Below are 21437 nucleotides of genomic sequence, written 5' to 3'. Positions count from 1 at the left end.
GGTCACAGGACTCGACTGCTCGGCGCTGGCGCGCCGAGTCGGCGAGGTCGAACCGACGCGAATGGGCCCGGCGCCGTCTTTACGGCGCCGGGCTTCCTGCATACCGGGAACCGGGCTTTCCGGAGATCGGACATGGACAGGGATGAGCGGATCGCGCGGGAGAGCGTCGTGGCGGCGGCGCGGGCCCTCGACGCCCAGGGGCTCAACCGCGGCACGTCGGGCAACGTCTCGGTGCGCTTCCGCGACGGGCTGCTGATCACCCCCTCCGGCCTGCCGACCGACCGGACCGGACCGGACGACGTGGTCCGGATGGGGCTCGACGGCACGCACCCACCGGATCAGAAGCCCTCATCGGAATGGCGATTCCACCGGGACATCCTGGCGTCGCGCCCGGAATTCGGCGCGGTGGTCCACGCGCATCCGGTCTACTGCACCGCCTTCGCGATCTGCGGGCAGGCCATCCCGGCGGTCCACTACATGATCGCGGCGTTCGGCGGGTCGTCGGTGCGCTGCGCGCCCTACGCGCCCTACGGCACCGCGGAACTCTCGGACCTCGCCCTCGCGGCCCTGATCGACCGCAACGTCTGCCTCCTCGCCAACCACGGGATGATCGCGGCCGGCGCGAGCCTGGAGAAGGCCCTGTGGCTCGCCATCGAACTGGAGACGCTCTGTCAGCAATACGCCGTCGCACGGCAGATCGGGACGCCGATCATCCTGTCCGACGACGAGATCGGCACCACGGTCGAGCGCTTCCGCGGCTACGGTCTGAACGCGGTGCAACCGACCGCGCCGGAGACGGCCTAGGGAACGGTCGGCTAGCGCCCGAGAACCTGCCCGACGGTCAGACCGGCCTCCCGGGCGAACTCGGCGGCCGCGACCTTCTTGCCGCCCTCCGCCTTGACCTTGCGGATCTCGATCCGACCGCCCTGCGCGCAGACGCTGAAGCCCTCGTCGTCGACCCCGATCACCTCGCCCGGCTTGCCGACGACGTCGGCGATCTTGCGGATCCGATGCAGGCTGCAATCGAAGATCTGAAGCTTCTTGCCGTCGAGCGTCGTCCACGCGCCGGGCGCCGGGTTGGCGGCGCGGATCAGGTTGTAGATCTGCTCGGCGTGGGCCGACCAGTGGATCTCGGCCTCCGCGCCGCGGAACCAGCCCTCGTAGCTGGCGGCGTCCTCGTCCTGATCGATCTCGACATGCTGCCCGGCGACGACGAGATCGGCCGCCTCAAGCATCGCGTCGACGCCCATCGGGAACAGGCTGTCGAAGTACACCTCGCCGAGCGTCGCGTCGGCACCGATGGGGCAGGTCTTCTGCAGGATCACCGGCCCCTCATCGAGCCCGTCTGTGGGCCGGAAAATCGTCAGTCCGGTCTGCAACTCGCCTCGCGCGATCGGCCAGTTGATCGACGACGGGCCGCGGTAACGCGGCAGCAGGCTCGGATGATACTGGATGGTGCCGTGCTTCGGAATGTTGACGAAGCTCTGCGGCGCGAACTGGAGCACGTAGGCCATGATGCCGATATCGGCGTTCAGGCCGCGCATCGCGGCCTCGGCCTCGGGACTCTTCAGGCTGGGGAACTGGAAGACCGTCAGACCCTTCTCGACGGCGGCCGTCTTCAGGACATCCGGCTTGGCACCGGGCTTCTCGGGTGCGCAGAACACCGCCGCAACCTCATCGCCTCGTTTGAGGAACGCCTCCAGGACCGCTTTCCCGAAATCCTGTTGACCGATGAAGGCGATGCGCATGCAGGCTCCTGGGTGTCGTCCGGGCCCTGAGCGGGACCGGGGGGAAACGGACCGAACGCGGGCTCGGCGGCGCGACCGTGCCCTGGCTGTCGAACGGCGTCACCCGTAATCCGGGGCCGCGCGGCACGCACGCCCCCGGATTGTAACATCGGCGATCCGGAGCCTCGGCCGCGGGTCGCCGAATACCGATCACTCCGCGGCGATCTTCTGAACCGCGCCGATGGCGCCGGACTCGGAGATCTCACCGACCTCGGCCTCGGAGTAGCCGAGCACGGAGCGCAGGATCTCCTCGGTGTGCTCGCCGAGCAGCGGGGAGCGCTTCACCTCGCTCGGGCTCGCCGACAGCTTGATGGGGTTACCCACGGTCAGGTACTTGCCCCGCGTCGGGTGATCGACCTCAACGATGGTGCCGGTCTTCCGCAGCGACTCGTCCTCGGCGATCTCCTTCATCGACAGGATCGGGCCGCAGGGGATGTCGTACTTGTTCAGCGTGTCCATCACCTCGAACTTGGACACCTTCATCGTCCAGGCCTCGATCCGCGTGAAGATCTCGTTGAGGTGCGGCAGGCGGGCCTTCGGGGTGGCGTAGTTCGGATCGGTCTTCCAATCCGGCTCGCCGATGATGTCGCAGATCGGCTCCCAGACGACGGCCTGGGTGATGACGTAGATGTAGGCGTTCGGATCCTGCTCCCAGCCCTTGCAGCGCAGGATGCGGCCCGGCTGTCCGCCACCAGAATCGTTGCCCGCGCGCGGGGTCGCCTCGCCGAACGGGATGCCCTCGCCGAACTGGCTGTACTCCTTGAGCGGGCCGTGCGCGAGCCGCTGCTGATCGCGCAGCTTCACCCGGCACAGGTTCAGCACGCCGTCCTGCATGGCGCAGTCGACCTTCTGGCCGAGACCGCTCTGGGTCCGGTGATACAGCGCCGTGACGATGCCGAGGGCGAGGTGCAGACCCGTGCCGGAATCGCCGATCTGCGCACCCGTCACCATCGGGATGCCGTCGCGGAAGCCCGTGGTCGAGGCCGATCCGCCGGCGCATTGCGCGACGTTCTCGTAGACCTTGCAATCCTCGTAGCGGCCCGGGCCGAAGCCCTTCACGGAGGCCAGGATCATGCGCGGGTTGACCTCGTGGATCTTCTCCCAGGTCAGACCCATGCGGGCGAGGGCGCCGGGCGCGAAATTCTCGACGAGAACATCGCATTCCTTGATCAGGCGCCAGAGAACCTCCTTGCCCTTCGGGTTCTTCGAATCGAGCGTGATCGACCGCTTGTTGTGGTTCAGCATCGTGAAATAGAGGCTGTCCACGTCCGGTATGTCCTGCAGCTGCTGGCGCGTGGCGTCGCCGACGCCCGGCCGCTCGACCTTGATGACGTCAGCGCCGAACCAGGCCAAGAGCTGCGTACAGGTCGGGCCGGATTGAACGTGGGTGAAGTCCAGGATGCGGACGCCTTCGAGGGCCTTGGTCATGATCGGTCTCGGAGCTGGAGTCGGTTTGGGGATGTCGGAGGGCGGCTCAGGCCGCGCGGGATACCGGTTCGATGCCTGCACGGGCCCGTGACGCGCGTGGCGCGAGGCCGGGGCAGGGGCCTTCCATCCTCGAACGGATCATGTCTGTTCTCCCTCCCAGCGCGCGGTCTCGTCGTATCGCGACACCGTCACGCGGACTCGGGGTGACGAGTCCGCCGATTTGTATACCACATGCCATCTGCGGGACGCGAGTGCCTATTGTGGAGGTCCCCGGCGAGGCCGAGGCCCGACCGTAAGCCGGTGCGCGCCCGCGCTCAACACGCCGCACAGAGGGCATGGGGGACGATGTCGGCGCCCACTTGGCATTCGGCGCCGGGCGGTCCATGATTTCGCCAAAATTGCCTCCGCCGCGGGATGGAAAAGGTCCTGCCGACGTGGGTTGAACGATGTAACGCTGTACGAGGAACGCCCATGCTCGCCAGCACCAGCCTGATCAAGTCGTCCTGGATCGCCGTCGATGTCGCCCACGACCGCGCCGAGCGCGTGCTCGTGGTCGAGACGTACATTGCTGTCAGCCCGCTGGAACCGAACTACGACGCCGCGCAATATGAGCGCGTGCTTGCCTGCGTTCAGAAGGTGCTGAAGACGCATCCGGAAATCGACCGCGCGTCGATTCTCAGCATGCATCGCGGCTCCGGCTGCACGGCGCTGTTCCGGGAGCCGCCGGCGAAGCAGCCCGCGGCCGCCTGAGGCCTTCAGGCCTCCTCGCTGCCGGTGGGTCTGGACAGATCCGGCGGCTCGAGGGCGACGCGCGCCGCGTGGAACCACCAGAGCGGGATGTCGCGATTGGCCTTCGCGAGTTCCGACGCCCAGCCTTCCTTCGGCATGACGTCGGCGCGGTCGGCGAACAGGCGCAGCGCCGCCTCCGCACGCTCCCGTCGGCACCGCTCCTCGATCGCCCGCCGCTCCGCCTCGGCGCGGGCATCGGTCTGCTCGATGAGGCGGCGCGTCGCGAGATCGTCGGCGTCGAAGGCGAATTGCTGCCAGAACGCCTCGGCCTCCCGGGCCACATCCCGCTCGCGGCGCAGCGTGGTGAGCGCCTGCTCCGCCGCGTCTCGAGCCGTCTCGGCAGCTTCGGCGCGGGCGAGGAGGCGGTTGTTGGCTTCCAGCAACTCCCGCTCGCGCTCGGGCGACATCCGCTGCCGACGCAGCACGCGCAGTTCCTCCTCGTCGGCGCGGCGGGACGCCAGCATGTCCGCCAGCGGACCGGCCGCGAGGGCGTCGGCGGATCGGAGGTAGCGCGCGCGGAGACCGGGGTGGCGAGCCTCCAGGTCCGAGTCGGTCCAGGCGGAGCGATCCTCCCGCTCGGTCTGCTCACAATCGAACAGAGCCCGCGCCAGCGCTTCGCGCAGGTCGTCCGGAAGTCGTGCCGCGGCGTGTCCGTTCATGAACCTGCATTCGCTTTGAGCGATCGACAGAACCTAGAACGCGCGCGGACGTCGGGAGAGACCGTCACCGTGTGACGCACGCGATTTTTTTCGTCGCGGCCCGGCCGCGCGACGGCGGCAGCGGCCGGCGCTTGTCGCTCGTCCACCGAGGGCTTCGAACGGAGGTCCAGCTTCGCCTTCACCCGGCCGCTCGCGCCGATCCCGTTCCCGGTCATCACCCGGGTGGCTTCCGCGATGGTTCATCGCCGATCCTGCTTGCCGGTACCTGTCGCGGGCAGGCGGCCCCGGACATCGCGGGCGGCCCCCGGTCTTGCGGAGACGTGGCCGGCGCGGAATCGCGATAGCGCCCGACATCCGCCCACGATACATCGCGATGAGCGCCCTTCTCGCGTCGATCGCAGTCGATGGTCCATACTGGCTACAATCCGGCCCTCGTCGCCCTGTCGATCGGCCTCGCGGTCTTCGCGTCCTACACCGCGCTGGACCTCGGGGCGCGGATCCGAGGGCCCGTCGCGGGACCGCGCTGGCCCTGGATCGCCGGCGCCGCCCTCGCCATGGGCGGCGGCATCTGGTCGATGCACTTCGTCGGCATGCTGGCCTTCGAGATGGGCCTGCCGGCCGCCTACGATATCGGTCTGACGCTCCTGTCCTTCGCGATCGCGGTCGCGGTGACTGGGGCCGCCTTCCTGTGGGTGGCGCGCGTCGGCAACGGGTCCGGCGGCCTCCTCGTGGCCGGCCCGCTGATGGGCCTGGGCGTCGCGGGCATGCACTACACCGGCATGGCGGCGCTCCGGATCCCGGGCGACCTCGCCTACAGCCCGGCCGTGGTCGCGCTCTCGGTGGCGATCGCCGTGACCGCGGCGACCGCCGCCCTGTGGCTCTCGTTCCGCCAGCACGGAGTCTGGCAGAAGCTCGTCGCGGCCTGCGTCATGGGCCTCGCGGTGGCGGGGATGCACTACACCGGCATGGCCGCGGCGACGATCACCGCGGAGGCGGCCGGAGCCCACGGCGCCCACCCGGCGACCGGCGCGCCGGGCCAGCTGAACCTCGCTCTCTACATCGCCGGCGCGACATTCCTCATCCTATTCCTGGCGATGCTCGCTTCCTCGCTGGACCAGCAGCGCGTGCAGCGCGAGCTCCAGGCGAGCGAGGCCCGGTTCCGGGCCGCGGTGCAGGCCGTGCGCGGCGTGCTCTGGACCAACGATGCCGAGGGCCGGATGATCGGCGAGCAGCCGGGCTGGAGCGCGATCACCGGTCAGTCGCGCGAGGAGTATCAGGGGTACGGCTGGGCCGACGCGGTGCATCCCGACGACATGGCGGCCTCCGTCGAGAGTTGGAACGCGACTGTCCGGGCGCGGCGCACCTACATCCACGAGCACCGGGTCCGCTCCCGCGACGGGACGTGGCGGCACTTCGCGATCCGCGCCATTCCGGTGCTCGACGCACGGGGCGAGATCCGCGAGTGGGTCGGCGTCCACACGGACATCACCGAGCAGCGGCAGGCCGAAGCCGACCTGCGCGAATCCAACGAGGAGATCCAGCGCTACGCCTACATCGTCAGCCACGATCTGCGCGCGCCGCTGGTCAACGTGATGGGCTTCACGAGCGAGCTGGAGGAGACCCGGACCGAGATCGCCGCGGCCCTCCGCGGGCATCCGGAGGCGGAGCGGCTCGACGCGGATCTCGGCGAGGCGCTCGGCTTCATCAAAGCGGCGGTGAACCGGATGGAGGGCCTGATCGCCGCCATCCTGAAGCTCTCCCGGGAGGGGCGGCGGCAATTCTCCCACGAGCCGCTGGATATGACGGATCTCCTGCAACGCGTCGCGGACGCCCAGAGGCATCAGGCGGAGGCGGTCGGCGCCAGGGTGACGATCGCCCGCGACCTGCCGGAGATCGTCGCCGACCGGCTCGCGGTCGAGCAGGTCTTCGGCAACCTGCTGGACAACGCCGTGAAGTATCTCGACCCGCAGCGGCCGGGACGCATCACCGTCACGGCGAAGGCCGTGAGCGACCGGGACGTCTGCTTCTCCGTCGCCGATAACGGCCGCGGGATCGCGGCGCGGGACCATGCCCGCGTCTTCGAGCTCTTCCGCCGATCCGGCGCCCAGGACCGCCCGGGCGAGGGGATCGGCCTGGCCCACGTGAAGGCCCTAGTCCGTTCATTCGGCGGGCGAATCGAGATCCACTCGGAACTCGGTGTCGGCACGACGTTCGACGTGACCTTGCCGCGCGGGGCCGCTACAGCAAACCGGATAGACCCTGAACCGGCGCCCATCGCCGCCGAATGAGCGTGGAGCCGACCGTGCACCCCGTCAGCATCGTGATGATCGAGGATGACGAGGGCCACGCGCGTCTGATCGAGCGCAACATTCGCCGCGCCGGCGTCAACAACGAGATCGTGCCGTTCCGGAACGGCACTTCGGCGCTGGAGTACCTGTTCGGGGCGGATGGCTCCGGCGAAGCGAGCGCCCGGCGGCACCTGCTGATCCTGCTGGATCTCAACCTGCCCGACATGACCGGCCTCGACATCCTCGAGAAGGTCAAGGCGAATCCGCACACGCGGCGCTCCCCGGTGGTTGTGCTGACGACGACGGACGACAGCCGCGAGATCCAGCGCTGCTACGATCTCGGGGCCAACGTCTACATCACCAAGCCGGTGAGCTACGACGGTTTCGCGAACGCGATCCGCCAGCTCGGACTGTTCTTCTCGGTCATGCAGGTTCCGCAGAACCCATGAGTGCCGGGTGTGCCAGCGGGGACGGCACCGCCGCGGCGGCACGCATCCTCTACATCGACGACGATCCCGGCCTGGGTCGGTTGGTCCGGCGCGCCCTGGAGGCCCGCGGCTACACGGTCGAGCTCTGCCCCGACGGCGCCACGGGATTGGCGCGGCTCGCCCAGGGCGGGATCGACGCCGTCGCCCTCGACCACCACATGCCCGGACAGACGGGCCTTGACCTCCTGCCGGAAATCCGCGCGCTTCCCGACGCGCCGCCGGTCATCTACGTGACCGGCTCCGAGGACAGTCGCGTCGCCGTGGCGGCCCTGAAGGCGGGGGCGGTGGACTACGTCTGGAAGGACGTCCAGGGCCAGTTCCGCGAATTGCTCGGCGAGGCCGTCGCCACCGCGCTCCGCCAGGAGAGTCTGCGGCGCGACAAGGAGCGGGCCGAGGCCGAGATGCGCGAGGCGCGCGACCGCGCCGAGCTGCTGCTGCGCGAGGTCAACCATCGCGTGGCCAACTCCCTGGCCCTCGTCGCCGCCCTGGCGCACATGCAGCGAAACGCCGTCACGGATCCGGCCGCGAAGGCGGCGCTGGACGAAATGCAGGCCCGAATCTCCGCGATCGCCGGCATCCACCGCCGCCTCTACACCTCGGACGATGTCGAATCCGTCGAGCTCGACGCCTACCTGCAGAGCCTCGTCGAGGAGTTGCAGGCCGCCATGCGGGCGAGCGGGCGGGACCACGCGATCCGCTTGCGGGCCGCGCCGGTGCGGCTCTCGACCGACAAGGCCGTGTCGGTCGGCGTGGTCGTGACCGAACTCGTGACCAACGCCTACAAGTACGCCTATCCGGCCGGCACGTCGGGCGAGATTCGCGTCGCGGTCGAGCGGGACGCCGCCGACACCGTGCTGCTCGCCGTCGAGGACGACGGCGTCGGCTGGACCGGTGAGGGCGAGATCCGAGGCACCGGGCTCGGGTCGCGCATCGTGCGCGCCATGGCGTCGAACCTGCGCTCGGCCCTGTCGTACGCCCCCGGCTCCCCCGGCACGCGGGCGGTCCTCGCGTTCCAGGCCTGAGCGTCGGGATCTAGCCGCCGGCTCGCCCGGCGATGCGGTCGAGGGCGTCGAGCATCGGCGCCAGGGTGTCCTCGTCGAGCTGCTGGAAGCCCAGCGCCCGGCTCATGAACAGGCCCAGGATGGCGAAGTACAGGACCGACCCCTCACCCGGGGGCGCGCCCTCGATCCGCCCGAGCTGGTCCAGCTGATCCGCGACGAACGCCTGGAAGTCCTTCTGCGCTTCCGGCGATTCCATCGAGGCCAGGAGGAGCGCGCGCGCGGCTTCGTTGTCCTCGCAATAATGCCCGCGGATATGGGCCACCATCGCCCTGGGAAGCTGCGACGGGCCGGCCGGTATCTCCCGCGCGCAGGCGTCGATCTCCGCGCGCACGTCCGCGAGCTTGCGGGCGACCAGCGCCGCCACCAGGGCGTCCTTCGACGCGTAATGGTGCAGAACCCCGCCTTTGCTCAGCCCGGCCTCGACCGCGACCGCGTCGATGGTCAGCCCGCGGACGCCCCCCTTCAGGAGAACGGCCGCAGCCGCTTCCAGGATGATCTCGGGCCGCGCCGCCAGTCGCTGTCGCTTCACCTGCATCACGGACCTGCACTAAAAACCGTCTGGACGGTATGTAACGGATGGCGTAGGAACGCGCCACGCAATTCGCACGAATCGCGCCGACGCAGTCGATCGCATGAACCGCATCGCCTTCCTTCCATCGACATCCGTTCTGCTGATGTTAACCGCGCTGGCGTCGATCGGGTGCGCCCGAGCCGCGCCGGAAACGGCGCTCGACTCCGCCGTGGCACGCGTGCGGGTGGTGCAGGCACGCCGGACACCGCTGTCCCTCGATGTGGTCGTGACCGGCGACATTCAGGCCCAGGCGCAGGTGAACGTCTCGTTCCGGACGAACGGCAAGGTCGCCGAACGGCGTGTCGAGATCGGCGACCACGTCACCGCCAATCAGGTCCTCGCCGTCCTCGAACCCCTGACGCAACAGGCGAATCTCGACAACGCCAAGGCGGCCCTCGCTTCCGCCGAGGCTCTGCTGACACAGGCGAAGATGTCCTACGAGCGTCAGAAGCAGCTCCTCGCCGGTGGCTTCACGACCCGCTCGACTTACGACAACGCCGAGCAGGAGCTGCGCACGACCCAGGCGGCGGTCGACTCGGCCAAGGCCGCTCTGGGGACCGCGCAGGAGCAGTTCTCGTACACGGAGCTGCGCGCGGGTGTGGCCGGCGTGGTGACGAGCCGCAGCTTCGAGGTCGGCCAAGTGGTCCAGTCGGGCCAGACCGTGCTGGTCGTCGCGCAGGACGGACCCCGCGACGCGGTCTTCAACGTCTACGAATCGCTGCTGGCGCAGCCGCCGGCCGGCGACACCATCGCGGTGGCGCTCCAGTCTGACCCGTCCGTCACCGCCATCGGGACCGTGCGGGAGATCTCGCCCACCGTGGACGCCGCGAGCGGCACGGTGCGGGTCAAGATCGGCCTCAAGGCGACGCCCGCCGCCATGGGGCTCGGGGCCGTCGTGATCGGCCGCGGGCGCTTCGCGCCGCACGAATCGGTGATCCTGCCCTGGTCGGCGCTATACCGCTACGACGGTCGGCCCTCCGTATGGATCTACGATCCGGAGCGCAGGACTGTCTCGGTGCGCGCGGTGGAGATCGACCGCTTCGGCCCCGACATCATCGCGCTGAAGCGCGGCGTCGAGCCGGGCGAGCGCGTGGTCGTCGCCGGCATCCAGTTCCTCCGCCCCGGCCAGACGGTCGCGGCCGCCGAGATCGGAGACCGCCCATGACGGCGCGCGCGTATCTCGTCCTGGGACTCGTCACGGTGGCGCTGACCGGATGCAACGGGCACGGCGAGGAGGGCGGCGAGGCCGCGGCAGCCGCTCACGTCCGTCCGGTGCTGACGCAGGTGGTCGTACCGAGCGACGCCATCACGTTCGGGCCCTTCGCCGGCACGATCGAGCCGCGCTACCAGGCGCAGCTCGGCTTCCAGATTCCCGGCCGCATGGTGGCGCGGGACGTCACGGTCGGTGACCTCGTCACTCGGGGTCAGCGCCTCGCGGCTCTCGACACCATCGTGACCCGCTTCGACCTGACCCGCGCCGAGGCCGACCTCGCCGACGCGAAGGCGCAGGCCGAGAACGCCGAGGCCGCGGAATCGCGGACCCGGCGCCTGATGTCGGGCAACAGCGTCTCTCAGGCGACGCTCGACCAAGCGGTCGCCAAGCGCGAGACGGCGCGGGCCCGGGTGGATCAGGCGATGGCGAGCCTCCAGAAGGCCCGCGACCAGATGGGCTACACCGAGCTGAAGGCCGAGTTCGACGGCGTCGTGACCCAGCGCCTCGCCGAGGTCGGCCAGGTGCTCAGCGCCGGCCAGGGCGTCGTGACCGTGGCGCGGCCGGACGTCCGCGAGGCAGTGGTCGACATCCCCGAGGCCCATGCCGGTGCTCTGCCCGCGGACGGCGTGTTCACTGTCGCGCTCCAGAGCGCGCCGGAACTGACGGCGCGCGGGCGCGTCCGCGAGATCGCGCCGCTCGCCGAGTCCGGGACCCGATCCAAGCGCATCCGGATCACCCTAGACGATCCCGGCCCGGCCTTCCGGCTCGGCGCGACCATCAACGTGTCGCTCATGCGCAAGGTCCCGCCCACCGTGCGGCTGCCCGCGTCGGCGCTGCTCGAGGACGGAGGTCGCCGCTCCGTCTGGGTCGTGTCGCCCGACGGGAAGTCGGTGTCGCGCCGCGACGTGACCGTGGCCGCGGCGCGGGACAACGCGGAGGACGGCCGGGTCGCGGTCGTCGACGGACTGAAGGCCGGCGAGCGCGTCGTGGTCGCGGGCGTCCATGTCCTGAAGGAAGGCCAGGCCGTGCGCCTGACCGACGGCGCCGTCTGATCCGGCCGCACGGGGTTTTCGCGTGAAGGACTTCAACCTTTCCGACTGGGCGCTCGAGCACCGCTCGTTCGTCTGGTTCCTGATGCTGGTCTCGCTGGTCGCGGGGCTGATGGCCTATACCCGCCTCGGCCGCGAGGAGGATCCGCCCTTCACCATCAAGACGATGGTCGTGCAGACCACGTGGCCGGGGGCGACCATCAAAGACACGCTCGATCAGGTCACCGACCGGGTCGAGAAGGAGCTTCAGCAGCTCAACGGCCTCGACTACGTCCGCAGCTACACGACGCCCGGATCGTCGACGGTCTTCGTCCAGTTCCGCGACACCCTCAAGAAGAACGAGATCCAGCCGGCCTTCTACCAGGTCCGCAAGCGGCTCGGCGACATCAAGGGCCAGTTTCCGCAGGGCGTGCAGGGTCCGTTCTTCAACGACGAGTTCGGCGACGTCTACGGCAACATCTACGCGTTCACGGCCGACGGCCTGACGCACCGGCAGCTGCGCGACTACGTCGAGGGCATCCGCACCGAGGTCCTGCGGGTGCCCGATATCGGCAAGACCCAGCTGATCGGCACGCAGGACGAGACGATCTATCTCGACTTCTCCACGCGGAAGCTCGCCGGCTACGGCATCGATTTCCAGGCCCTGATCAAGGCGCTGCAGGCGCAGAACGCGGTCTCGGCCTCCGGCGTCGTCCAGGCCGGACCGGAGCGCATCTCGCTGCGGGTCAGCGGCTCCTTCGCCTCGGAGGCCTCGCTCCAGGACTTCAACCTTCGGGTGAACGACCGCTTCTTCCGCCTCGCCGACATCGCCGAGATCAGCCGCGGCTACGAGGATCCGCCCGCCCCGCTGTTCCGCGTGGACGGCAAGCCCGCGATCGGGCTGGCCATCGCGATGCGTCCCGGCGCCAACCTGCTGCATTTCGGCGAGGCGTTGAAGGAGCGGATGCGGCAGATCGAGGCGACGCTGCCGGTGGGCGTCGGTGTCCACCTCGTGTCGGACCAGCCCAAGCAGGTCGAGCACGCGGTCGGCGGCTTCACCGAGGCGCTGGTCGAGGCCGTGATCATCGTGCTCGCAGTGAGCTTCGTGAGCCTCGGCGTCCGGGCCGGGCTCGTCGTCTCGGTGTCGATCCCCCTCGTGCTGGCGATCGTCTTCGTCGTCATGCAGATCATGGACGTCACCCTGCAGCGCATCTCCCTCGGCGCGCTGATCATCGCACTCGGCCTGCTGGTCGATGACGCCATGATCACCGTCGAGATGATGGTGGCCCGCCTGGAGCGGGGCGACACGCTCCGGAAGGCCGCCACCTTCGCGTACACGTCGACGGCCTTCCCGATGCTCACCGGGACGCTCGTCACCGTGGCGGGCTTCCTGCCGATCGGCTTCAACGGCTCCGGCGCGGGCGAGTACACCTACTCGCTGTTCGTGGTGATCGCGGCCGCGCTGCTGGTCTCCTGGGTTGTGGCGGTGCTGTTCGCGCCGCTCGTCGGCGTCACGCTCCTGCCGAAGACCATGAAGCACCACACGGAGAAGCAGGGCATCTTCACGCGCCTGTTCGTCCGGGCGCTCCGGATCGCCATGCGCTGGCACTGGACGACGGTGGTGGTCTGCCTCGGGCTGATGGCCACCGCCATCGTCGGTATGGGCCACGTGCAGCAGCAGTTCTTCCCGTCCTCGGACCGGTCCGAGGTGCTGGTCGACCTGACCCTGCCGCAGAACGCCACCATCGCCGAGACCCGGGCGCAGATGGATCGATTCGAGGCGAACCTGAAGGGCGATCCGGACGTGACGAGCTGGTCGTCCTACGTCGGCGAGGGCGCGGTGCGCTTCTACCTCCCGCTCGACCAGCAGCTCGCCAACGCGTTCTTCGGTCAGATCGTCATCGTGACGAAGTCGCTGGAAGTGCGCGACCGCGTGATGGCGCGCCTTCAAACCATCGCCCTGCGCGACTTCGTCGGCACCGACGTGCTGGTGCAGCCCCTGAGCCTCGGGCCGCCCGTGGGCCGGCCGGTGCAGTATCGCCTCAGCGGCCCGAACATGGAGACGGTGCGCCGCCTGTCGCTCGACCTCGCCAACGTGGTGGCCACCGACAAGCGCCTCGACGTGCCGACCTTCGACTGGAACGAGCCCGGCAAGGTCCTGCGGGTCGAGATCCTCCAGGACAAGGCGCGCCAGCTCGGCGTCACCAGCCAGGACGTCGCCGGCATCCTGAACGGGATCGAGGGCGGGCAGGCGATCACGCAGGTCCGGGACTCGATCTACCTGGTCAACGTCGTCGGCCGTGCCCGCGCGGCCGAGCGGTCCTCTCTGGACACGCTGCAGTCCCTGCAGGTCGGTCTTGCGAACGGCACCGTGGTGCCGGTGCTGGCCTTCGCGCGGATCGGCTACGATCTCGAGCAGCCGATCGTCTGGCGCCGCGACCGCCTGCCGACCGTGACGGTGCGCGCCACCATCCACGACGCGACCCAGCCGGCCACGATCGTGGCAGCCCTGCAGCCCGGACTCGACGCCTTCATCAAGGCGCTGCCGGAGGGCTACACCGTCCAGACCGGCGGCGCCGTCGAGGAATCCGCCAAGGGCCAGGGTCCGATCGCGGCCGTGGTCCCGGTCATGCTGCTCGCCATGGCGTTCCTGCTGATGATGCAGCTCCAGAGCTTCGGGCGCATGCTCCTCGTCTTTACGGTCGCGCCGCTCGGCCTGATCGGCGTCGTGCCGGCGCTGCTCCTGTTCGACAAGCCGATGGGCTTCGTCGCCATCCTGGGCATCCTGGCGCTCATCGGCATCATCATCCGCAACGCGGTGATCCTGGTCAGCCAGATCGAGGAGTTCCGGGCCGAGGGGATGGCGCCGTGGGAGGCGGTGTTCGAGGCGACGCACCACCGCATGCGGCCGATCCTCCTGACCGCAGCGGCGGCGAGCCTGGGTCTGATCCCCATCGCGCGCGAGGTGTTCTGGGGGCCGATGGCCTTCGCGATGATCGGCGGGATCCTGGCGGCGACCTTCCTGACGCTCCTGTTCCTGCCGGCCCTCTACATCGGCTGCTACCGCATCCGCCCGGACGCGCGCGGCACGCCGGCGGCGCAAGCCGGCTGATCGGCCGGTTCACGCGATCGCGGCGCCCGCGGGCGCCGCGAGAAACGGTCGGCCCGGCCCTCCGCCCCCTCAGGCCGGGCCGACCGTGACGATCTTTCACGCGGACGGGCCCCCATTGCCGGAAACTCCGCCGCGGTCCGGCGCGTAGGGTGCGACGGAAACGAGGACCGTCCCACCCATGAACGCCTTCATCGCCGTCGTCCTGGTCTGCGCCAACGGCATCGCCCAGGATTCCTGCACGGACGCCCAGGCGCTCGAAGTGCGCAAGGTCCGGGTCGCCAACGAGCTCGGCTGCGCCACCGGCTGGCAGGAGATCATCGCCCGCACCGAGCTGCGCGAGGAGATCGGCAAGACCGCCTACCTGAAGACGGAGTGCCGCCGGGTGAAGGAGCCGCAGTGACGTCCGCGGGGTGCCGCTACTTGTCGTACTTGATGTAGGCGAAGCGCGGATCGGTCGGCGTGCCTTCGAGCCCCTGTCCCTCCAGGCCCGGCTGCCAGGACACCACCTCCTCGATCTTCCGGGCGAGGGCGAAGTCCTTGTCGGTGATGCCCTTGGCCGCGTGATTCATCAGCCGGACCTCGACCCAGGCGTAGGACGCCGTGATGTCGGGATGGTGCCAGGCCGCCTCGGCCAGGTGCCCGACGGTGTTGATCACCATCAGGGTGCTCTTCCAGCCGGACGTCTTGTACGTGCGCCGGATCCACCCGTCTTCCAGGCGCCATGCGGGCAGCTCGGCCTTCAGCCGCGCCTCCACGGTCGCCGCGTCCAGTGCGCCTTCGCGTCGTTCGGTCATGATCCCGCCTCCGATGAAACCGTCGTGGCCGAGGGTGCCGCCGCGGCCGGTTGCGCGCAAGCGTGTTTGCCGCGGTGGACGGATACGGGCGCGAGCCCTATGACCTTTTGCCAATGGCGTCCGGCTCGGTCGGCACTCCAGTCTGCCGCCGCTGAAGACTGCGCAATACGATGGGAGAAGGCGTGATGCTGTCACGGCGCGCGATGCTCGCCGGGGGCCTGCTCGGCGGCCTCGGGCTGCGAGCGGCGCGCGCCGACGTGCCGACGATCCGCCTCGGGAGCCTGCCCTTCGGCACGTCCACCTGGGAAGCGGCGGTGATCAAGGCCCGCGGCCTCGACACCGCCAACGGTTTCGAGCTCGACGCGGTCAAGCTCGCCGGCAACGACGCGGCCCGGATCGGCTTCATCGGCGGCCAGGTCGACACGATCATCGGCGATTTGCTCTGGGCCGCGCGCCTCGGAAACGACGGTCAGGCGGTGCGCTTCATCCCGTACTCGACCACCGAGGGCGGCGTGATGGTGCCGGGCGACAGCCCGGTGAAGAGCCTCAAGGATCTCGCGGGCAAGCGCCTCGGCGTGGCCGGCGGCCCCCTGGACAAGAACTGGCTGCTCCTCCGCGCACAGGCCAAGGACGCGGCCGGCATCGACCTCGAGCAGGCCGCCGAGATCGCCTACGGCGCGCCGCCGCTCATCACGCTGAAGCTGGAGCAGGGCGCCCTCGACGCGGCGCTGACCTACTGGACCTACAGCGCGCGCCTCAAGGCCAAGGGCTATCGGCAGCTCGTCGGCGCCGAGGACATCATGCACGCCCTCGGCGTGCCCGGCGACGTGGCGCTGATCGGCTACCTGTTTCAGGACGCCACCGTGAAGGAGAAGCCCGCGGCCGTGGCGGCCTTCGCCCGCGCCTCGCGGGCCGCCAAGGACATGCTCGCCTCGGACCCGAGCACGTGGCAGATCGTGCGCCCGCTGATGGCGGCGGAGGACGAGGCGACCTTCGAGGCCCTGAAGCACGATTTCCTGGCCGGCATTCCGCGCCGTTCCATCGCGGAGGAGCGCGCCGATGCCGAGAAGCTCTACGCGGTGATGGCGCGGCTCGGCGGGTCGCGTCTGGTCGGCAAGGGCGACGCTCTCCCGCCCGACCTCTACTACACCGGCCGCAATGGTTGAGGCGCCCGCCCGGCGGGCAGGCGTGTCCGCCGTCCCGAGCACCGGGTCCGCATGGGCGCGCTGACCCGCATCGCGTCCCTGGCCGTGATCATCGCCGCCTGGCAGATCGCCGCGCTGGAGGCGGGATCACGCCTGCTGCCGGCGCCCATGGCGGTGCTGCGCTTCGTCGTTCAGGAAGCGCAGCGCGGCGACCTCGCGCACAATGTGGGCATGACGCTGCTGCGCGTGGCGATCTCCTTCACCGTGGCGATGGTCCTGGGCGTCCTGCTCGGCGTCGCGCTCGGACGGTCCAAGGCGGCCGACCTCACCCTCGACACGCCGCTGCTCGTCCTCCTCAACACGCCGGCCCTGGTGATCACCGTCCTGGCCTATGTCTGGGTGGGGCTCACCGAGACCGCCGCGATCCTGGCGGTGGTGCTCAACAAGCTTCCGAACGTCGCGGTGATCGTGCGCGAAGGCGCGCGGAACCTCGATCCCGGGCTCGACGAGATGGCCCGCGCCTACCGGCTCGACCGCCGCAGCTGGGCGCGCGACATCCTGATCCCGCAGCTCCAGCCCTACATGGTCACGGCGGCGCGGTCGGGCCTCTCGCTGGCCTGGAAGATCGTGCTGGTGGTGGAGCTGCTCGGGCGCCCGGACGGGGTCGGCTTCGCGATCAACTACTACTTCGTTCAGAGCACCGACGTGGCGGCCATCATCGGCTACAGCCTCGTCTTCATGGCCGTGATGATCGGCATCGACGTCCTCCTGCTCCAGCGGCTCGAAGCCCATGTCCGTCGCTGGCGCTGAGCCCGTCCTCCAGGTCGCGATCGCGTCGAAATGGTATCGGCCCGCCGGGGCCGAGCCGGTCGAGGCCGTCCGGAACCTCTCCTTCGGCATCGCCGCCGGTGAGATCGTCTGCCTGATCGGGCCCTCGGGCGCCGGTAAGACCACCACCCTGCGGATCCTGCTCGGTCTCGACACCGCGTTCGAGGGCCGCGTCTCCGGCGCGGACCAGGCGGGCATCGTGTTCCAGGAGCCGCGGCTGCTGCCCTGGCGCAGCGTCGAGCACAATGTCCGCCTCGGCCTTCCCCGGGCGCGGCGCGGCCGCGACCTGGACGATCTGTTCGCGCGCCTCGGCCTCTCGGCATGGCGCTCGCGCTACCCGAAGGCCTTGTCGCTGGGCATGCAGCGCCGCGTGGCGCTCGCGCGCGCGCTCGCCGACGGGCCGCGCGTCCTCGTCCTCGACGAACCGTTCGTCTCCCTCGACGACGCCGCCGCGGCCGAGCTGCGCGGCCTCGTTGTGGACACGGTGGACCGGGCCGGCATGAGCGTCCTGATGGTCACGCACAACGTCGCCGAGGCGATCGGGATCGCCGACCGTCTGCTACTGGTCTCGCGGCGCCCGGCGAGCCTGATCGCCGACGTGCGCCTCGACCGGCCACGCCGGGACCGCGACCGCGCGTGGGCCGAGGCGACCCGGGCGAGCCTCGCCGCCCGGCATCCTGAGATCATCGCGCACTGACGCGCGCGTTCGACCGACCGCCCGCCTCGACACCCCTTTCCGACCTCGTCGATCAGCGCGGGCCGGCGAGTACTCAGAAGCGGTGGATCATGCCCGCCCGCCTCCGCGATACCGGGCCTCCGCCGGCCCCGCACGAGCACCGCGCGCGGGTCATCCTGCTCCCACCCCGACCTCGGGAAGCGTCGTGTCATCGACGGGGGCGCGGTTGGCCGAAATGGACACCGAACTCCGGACCTCTGGGTCGCTTCACGCGCGGCCGAGAGCCATGCCGTGGCCGACCCGCGGGATGCGGGCTCGTCGCGGATCCCGGCCGCTCTCGGCTACGAGGCACCCGCGGCGGCGAATGTGGGACTCGCTTTCGCAATCGGACGGCGGGACCCCAACGGAGGGATCACTCCGTCTCCTGCTCGCGCATGTATGCCTGCGGGCTGCAGCCCATACCGGTGCGAAACGCGAACACGAACGCGGATGTGGAGCCGTAGCCCAGCTGCATCGCCGTCTTCGTCACGGTCATCCCGCCTCCCATCAGCTCGACCGCCTTGAAGAGGCGTAGCCGTCGCCGCCACGAGCGGAGGCTCATCCCCACGTCGCCCTCGAAACGCCGCGCCAGAGTTCGGGCCGACATCCCGAGTTCACGACCCCAGTCATCCGTCCCGCGCGGGTCGGCCGGGTCGGCGTAGAGGGCTTCGCAGAGGCCGACCAGCGGGCCTCCGCGCGGCCAGGGCAACGTGCCCGGGAGGGGCCGTGCGCGACGGAGCTGATCGATGATCAGGACGCTGACGCGGTCGGCGTAGCCGTCGCGGCTTTCCTGCCCGTCGATCGCCACGGCCTCGAGGATCAGCGCCCGCAGGAGCGGCCGGACGGCGAACACGGTCGGAAGCTCCGCGACCCCGCGGCCCGCGTCGTCGGAGATCCACAGACTGCGGAACTCGGCACCCAGGAGCGATCCGACCCGGTGCCGGACGCCCGTGGGCAGCCACACGGCCTGTTCCGGAGAGATCACGAAGGAGCGGCCCTCTACCGCCACCGTCAGCACGCCGGAGGTCGCGTAGACGATCTGGTGCCAGGCATGGGCGTGTTCGGCGAAGAACCGCCGGGGCGGTATGCGCTGCGCCCGCACCGTGATCGGCCGCGGCGGCGCCAACCCGGGAGGTGCCTCGACGGGCTCCCACATCGCTCCTCGTGATACGTTGTCCGCTGCTCGACACACATTGTCGTCTCATCGAGATACGGACAAGCCGGTCAGCGTTATAGCGATCCGCTCATCGGACCTGATCCCGCGCGGCAGGTCCTGGGCACGGCGCGTTGCCGGCCCGATCCCGGTGGCGGCCTGTCGAGGTCTGAGCGTCCCGATGTCCAGCACGTCCCACTCGGCCACCGACCTCGGACCCGTGGTGGCCAGCCGGTCCGGGACCGGCAACGTGATCAGACTGGCCGTGGCGCAGGCGCTCGCCGGTGCGAACTCGACCGTCGTGTTCGCGACCGGCGCGGTCGTCGGCAATATGCTCGCGCCCAGCAAAGTCCTGGCCACGCTGCCGATCTCGATCTTCGTTGTGGGCATGGCTGCCTGCGCCCTCCCGACCGGCAGCGTCGCGAGACGGTACGGGCGCCGCACCGTCTTCATGCTCGGAACCGGGTGCGGTGTGCTCGTCGGCCTGCTCTCGGCCTGGGCCATCGCGGCGGCGAGCTTCTGGCTGTTCTGCGCCGCGATGTTCCTCGGCGGCGCCTATGCCGCCGTGGTCTTCTCGTTCCGTTTCGCCGCCGCGGATTGCGTGCCGGCCGAACGGCGTCCGCGGGCCTTGTCCGCGGTGATGGCCGGTGGTGTCTTCGGCGGCGTGATCGGGCCGCAGCTCGTCACCCACACCATGAACCTGTGGCCGCCCTACCTGTTCGCGGCCACCTTCCTGGCCCAGGCGGCCGTCGCTGCTGCGGCTGCCCTCGTCCTGTTCGGCGTCCGCCTGCCCCGACCGGCTGCGGAGGCCGTCTCCGGTGGAAGACCGCTGGCCGTCATTCTGGCCCAGCCGCGCTTCGTGCTCGCGGTGATCTGCGGGGCCGTGTCCTACCTGCTGATGAACTTCGTCATGACGGCCGCCCCGCTGGCCATGCGCCTGTGCGGCCACGCGCAGGAGGATGCCAATCTCGGCCTGCAATGGCACGTCATCGCCATGTACGGCCCGAGCTTCTTCACCGGGCGGCTGATCACGCGTTTCGGCGCCTCCCGCGTGGTGGCGACCGGTCTCACCTTGACGGGCGTGGCCGCGCTCGTCGGGCTCGCGGGCGTGGATGTCGCGCATTTCTGGCTGTCCCTGATCCTCCTGGGCGTCGGCTGGAATTTCGGCTTCGTCGGCGCCTCCGCGATGGTGCTGGACTGTCATCGGCCGGAGGAGCGGACGCGGGTGCAGTCGATCAACGACTTCATCGTGTTCGGGATGGTGGCCGTGGGCTCCTTCTCGTCCGGCGGCCTGCTGACGAGCTACGGCTGGGACACGGTGCTCCGGGTGTCGTTCGCACCCCTGGCGCTGGCGGCGGGCGCGCTCGTTCTCGCCACGGTCCGCGACGTGCATCGGCCTCGCGGAAGCGCCCGATGACGGTCCACCGGACGAGGTGGACCGGAAGGGTGGTCGCCCGACGCCTGCGAGGAGGTCGCCGAGCCCGTCGATGACCCTCGATCAGTTGCGCATCTTCGTGGCGGTCGCCGAGCGCCAGCACGTGACCCGTGCGGCCGAGGCGCTGAACATCGTCCAGTCCGCCGTCAGCGCCGCGGTGTCCGGGCTGGAAGAGCGCCACGCGGTGAAGCTGTTCCACCGGGTAGGCCGCGGCATCGAGCTGACCGATGCCGGGCGCATCTTCCTGGAGGAGGCCCGCGCGGTGCTCGCCCGCGCAGAGGCGGCCGAGCGGGTGTTGGCCGACCTGAGCGGCTTGCGGCGGGGGAGCCTGCGCCTCCATGCGAGCCAGACCATCGCCAGCCATTGGCTGCCCCGCCATCTCGTCGCGTTCCGGGCCGCCTACCCGGAGATCACGATACGCCTCGCCGTGGGCAACAGCGCGGAGGTGGCGCGGGCGGTCGCGGATGGGTCGGCGGAACTCGGCTTCGTCGAGGGCGAGGTCGAGGATCCGGCACTGACGAGTGCGACGGTCGCCCAGGATCGGCTCGTTCTGGTCGTGCCGGCCGGCCACCCCTTCGCGACCCGAACCGCGCTGACGGCTGCTGATCTGTCGGGTCAGACATGGGTGCTGCGCGAGGCGGGGTCCGGAACGCGCGCCGTCTTCGAGGCGGCGCTCGCTTCGGCGGGGGTTTCGCTCGCGGATCTGCTGGTGACGCTCGAGCTTCCCTCGAACGAGGCCGTGCTCGCCGCGATCGAGGCCGGCGCCGGCGCGAGCGTCCTGTCGGAGGCCGTCGTGGCGGGCGCGCTCGCCGCCGGTGCCGTCGTCGCGGCGCCGTTCCCGCTGCCGACGCGGACCTTCCGGATGCTGCGTCACAGGGAACGGTACCGGAGCCTCGCCGCCGACGCCCTGCTCGGTGTGATCCGGGCGGGTACGCCGTGAACG

Annotated in this window: 20 protein-coding genes; 14 read left to right on the top strand and 6 right to left on the bottom strand. The window is 70.1% G+C overall.

The features are described from left to right. Positions 1-132 precede the first annotated feature (132 nt). Positions 133-804, top strand: coding sequence for a class II aldolase/adducin family protein (locus MOTC310_RS06030; RefSeq protein WP_331301134.1), 672 nt, complete (start codon positions 133-135; stop codon positions 802-804). Between the two features lie 11 nt (positions 805-815). Here MOTC310_RS06030 and MOTC310_RS06025 read toward each other — a convergent pair whose 3' ends face one another. Together MOTC310_RS06025 and frc are read right to left on the bottom strand one after the other, a co-directional pair. Next, positions 816-1748, bottom strand: coding sequence for a methionyl-tRNA formyltransferase (locus MOTC310_RS06025; protein ID WP_331301133.1), 933 nt, complete (start codon positions 1746-1748; stop codon positions 816-818). A gap of 189 nt (positions 1749-1937) precedes the next feature. Next, on the bottom strand, positions 1938-3215 hold the full coding sequence (frc, locus tag MOTC310_RS06020) for a formyl-CoA transferase (protein ID WP_331301132.1): 1278 nt from the start codon (positions 3213-3215) through the stop codon (positions 1938-1940). Positions 3216-3686: 471 nt separating this feature from the next. Here frc and MOTC310_RS06015 point away from each other — a divergent pair, with 471 nt between their 5' ends. After that, entirely contained in the window at positions 3687-3965 is a 279-nt protein-coding gene (locus tag MOTC310_RS06015; RefSeq protein WP_331290562.1) for a hypothetical protein, read from the top strand. Between the two features lie 5 nt (positions 3966-3970). On the opposite strand, the gene MOTC310_RS06010 is transcribed toward MOTC310_RS06015, so the two are convergent. Further along, positions 3971-4663, bottom strand: a complete 693-nt coding sequence (locus MOTC310_RS06010) for a hypothetical protein (RefSeq protein WP_331301131.1) — start codon at positions 4661-4663, stop codon at positions 3971-3973. A gap of 404 nt (positions 4664-5067) precedes the next feature. On the opposite strand from MOTC310_RS06010, the gene MOTC310_RS06005 reads away from it, so the two are divergent. From MOTC310_RS06005 to MOTC310_RS05995, 3 genes are read left to right on the top strand one after another with little or no spacing between them, the layout of a single operon-like run. Further along, complete coding sequence (locus tag MOTC310_RS06005) at positions 5068-6951, top strand: MHYT domain-containing protein (protein ID WP_331301130.1); 1884 nt, start codon at positions 5068-5070, stop codon at positions 6949-6951. Continuing rightward, positions 6948-7400: a response regulator gene (locus MOTC310_RS06000; RefSeq protein ID WP_331301129.1), complete on the top strand. Its 453-nt coding sequence runs from the start codon at positions 6948-6950 to the stop codon at positions 7398-7400. Before MOTC310_RS06005 ends, MOTC310_RS06000 begins: the two co-directional genes overlap by 4 nt. Continuing rightward, positions 7397-8461: a sensor histidine kinase gene (locus MOTC310_RS05995; protein ID WP_331290558.1), complete on the top strand. Its 1065-nt coding sequence runs from the start codon at positions 7397-7399 to the stop codon at positions 8459-8461. Before MOTC310_RS06000 ends, MOTC310_RS05995 begins: the two co-directional genes overlap by 4 nt. A gap of 10 nt (positions 8462-8471) precedes the next feature. On the opposite strand, the gene MOTC310_RS05990 is transcribed toward MOTC310_RS05995, so the two are convergent. Continuing rightward, the gene (locus MOTC310_RS05990) at positions 8472-9035 is read right to left on the bottom strand and encodes a TetR/AcrR family transcriptional regulator (RefSeq protein WP_012319736.1); all 564 of its coding nucleotides are present in this window, start codon (positions 9033-9035) and stop codon (positions 8472-8474) included. Positions 9036-9132: 97 nt separating this feature from the next. Between MOTC310_RS05990 and MOTC310_RS05985 the strand changes: the two genes are divergently transcribed. The 4 genes from MOTC310_RS05985 to MOTC310_RS05970 all read left to right on the top strand — a co-directional run bounded on the left by MOTC310_RS05985 (position 9133) and on the right by MOTC310_RS05970 (position 14824). After that, the gene (locus MOTC310_RS05985) at positions 9133-10236 is read left to right on the top strand and encodes an efflux RND transporter periplasmic adaptor subunit (RefSeq protein WP_419539861.1); all 1104 of its coding nucleotides are present in this window, start codon (positions 9133-9135) and stop codon (positions 10234-10236) included. Beyond that, entirely contained in the window at positions 10233-11336 is a 1104-nt protein-coding gene (locus MOTC310_RS05980; protein ID WP_331301127.1) for an efflux RND transporter periplasmic adaptor subunit, read from the top strand. The genes MOTC310_RS05985 and MOTC310_RS05980 overlap by 4 nt, the downstream gene beginning before the upstream one ends. A 22-nt stretch (positions 11337-11358) precedes the next feature. Then, positions 11359-14424 (top strand): efflux RND transporter permease subunit, encoded by a 3066-nt coding sequence (locus tag MOTC310_RS05975; protein WP_331301126.1) that lies wholly within the window; start codon positions 11359-11361, stop codon positions 14422-14424. Positions 14425-14602: 178 nt separating this feature from the next. Continuing rightward, the gene (locus tag MOTC310_RS05970; protein ID WP_331290552.1) at positions 14603-14824 is read left to right on the top strand and encodes a hypothetical protein; all 222 of its coding nucleotides are present in this window, start codon (positions 14603-14605) and stop codon (positions 14822-14824) included. A gap of 16 nt (positions 14825-14840) precedes the next feature. Here MOTC310_RS05970 and MOTC310_RS05965 read toward each other — a convergent pair whose 3' ends face one another. Next, on the bottom strand, positions 14841-15218 hold the full coding sequence (locus MOTC310_RS05965; protein ID WP_331301125.1) for a 4a-hydroxytetrahydrobiopterin dehydratase: 378 nt from the start codon (positions 15216-15218) through the stop codon (positions 14841-14843). 185 nt (positions 15219-15403) lie between these two features. Between MOTC310_RS05965 and MOTC310_RS05960 the strand changes: the two genes are divergently transcribed. The 3 genes from MOTC310_RS05960 to MOTC310_RS05950 are packed head-to-tail and all read left to right on the top strand — an operon-like array spanning position 15404 to position 17888. After that, positions 15404-16384 carry an ABC transporter substrate-binding protein gene (locus MOTC310_RS05960; RefSeq protein WP_331290550.1) on the top strand — a complete coding sequence of 327 codons (981 nt, stop codon included), beginning with the start codon at positions 15404-15406 and terminating at the stop codon, positions 16382-16384. A 51-nt stretch (positions 16385-16435) separates the two neighbouring features. Beyond that, positions 16436-17173, top strand: a complete 738-nt coding sequence (locus tag MOTC310_RS05955) for an ABC transporter permease (protein ID WP_331290549.1) — start codon at positions 16436-16438, stop codon at positions 17171-17173. After that, on the top strand, positions 17154-17888 hold the full coding sequence (locus tag MOTC310_RS05950) for an ABC transporter ATP-binding protein (RefSeq protein ID WP_331301124.1): 735 nt from the start codon (positions 17154-17156) through the stop codon (positions 17886-17888). The genes MOTC310_RS05955 and MOTC310_RS05950 overlap by 20 nt, the downstream gene beginning before the upstream one ends. Positions 17889-18279: 391 nt before the next feature. Here the strand turns inward: MOTC310_RS05950 and MOTC310_RS05945 are convergent, their stop codons facing one another. Then, a complete protein-coding gene (locus MOTC310_RS05945) occupies positions 18280-19062 on the bottom strand; it encodes an AraC family transcriptional regulator (protein ID WP_331301123.1) in 783 nt (260 codons plus the stop codon). A gap of 178 nt (positions 19063-19240) precedes the next feature. Here MOTC310_RS05945 and MOTC310_RS05940 point away from each other — a divergent pair, with 178 nt between their 5' ends. Both MOTC310_RS05940 and MOTC310_RS05935 read left to right on the top strand, forming a co-directional pair. Then, positions 19241-20476, top strand: a complete 1236-nt coding sequence (locus tag MOTC310_RS05940; RefSeq protein ID WP_331301122.1) for an MFS transporter — start codon at positions 19241-19243, stop codon at positions 20474-20476. Between the two features lie 70 nt (positions 20477-20546). Beyond that, positions 20547-21434: a LysR family transcriptional regulator gene (locus MOTC310_RS05935; protein ID WP_331301121.1), complete on the top strand. Its 888-nt coding sequence runs from the start codon at positions 20547-20549 to the stop codon at positions 21432-21434. The last annotated feature ends 3 nt before the right edge of the window (positions 21435-21437 follow it).

The organism is Methylobacterium oryzae (assembly GCF_036441375.1).
GTDB lineage: Bacteria > Pseudomonadota > Alphaproteobacteria > Rhizobiales > Beijerinckiaceae > Methylobacterium > Methylobacterium oryzae_A.
Note: the sequence above shows the minus strand (reverse complement) of the source record. Positions and strands in the feature narration are given on the sequence as shown.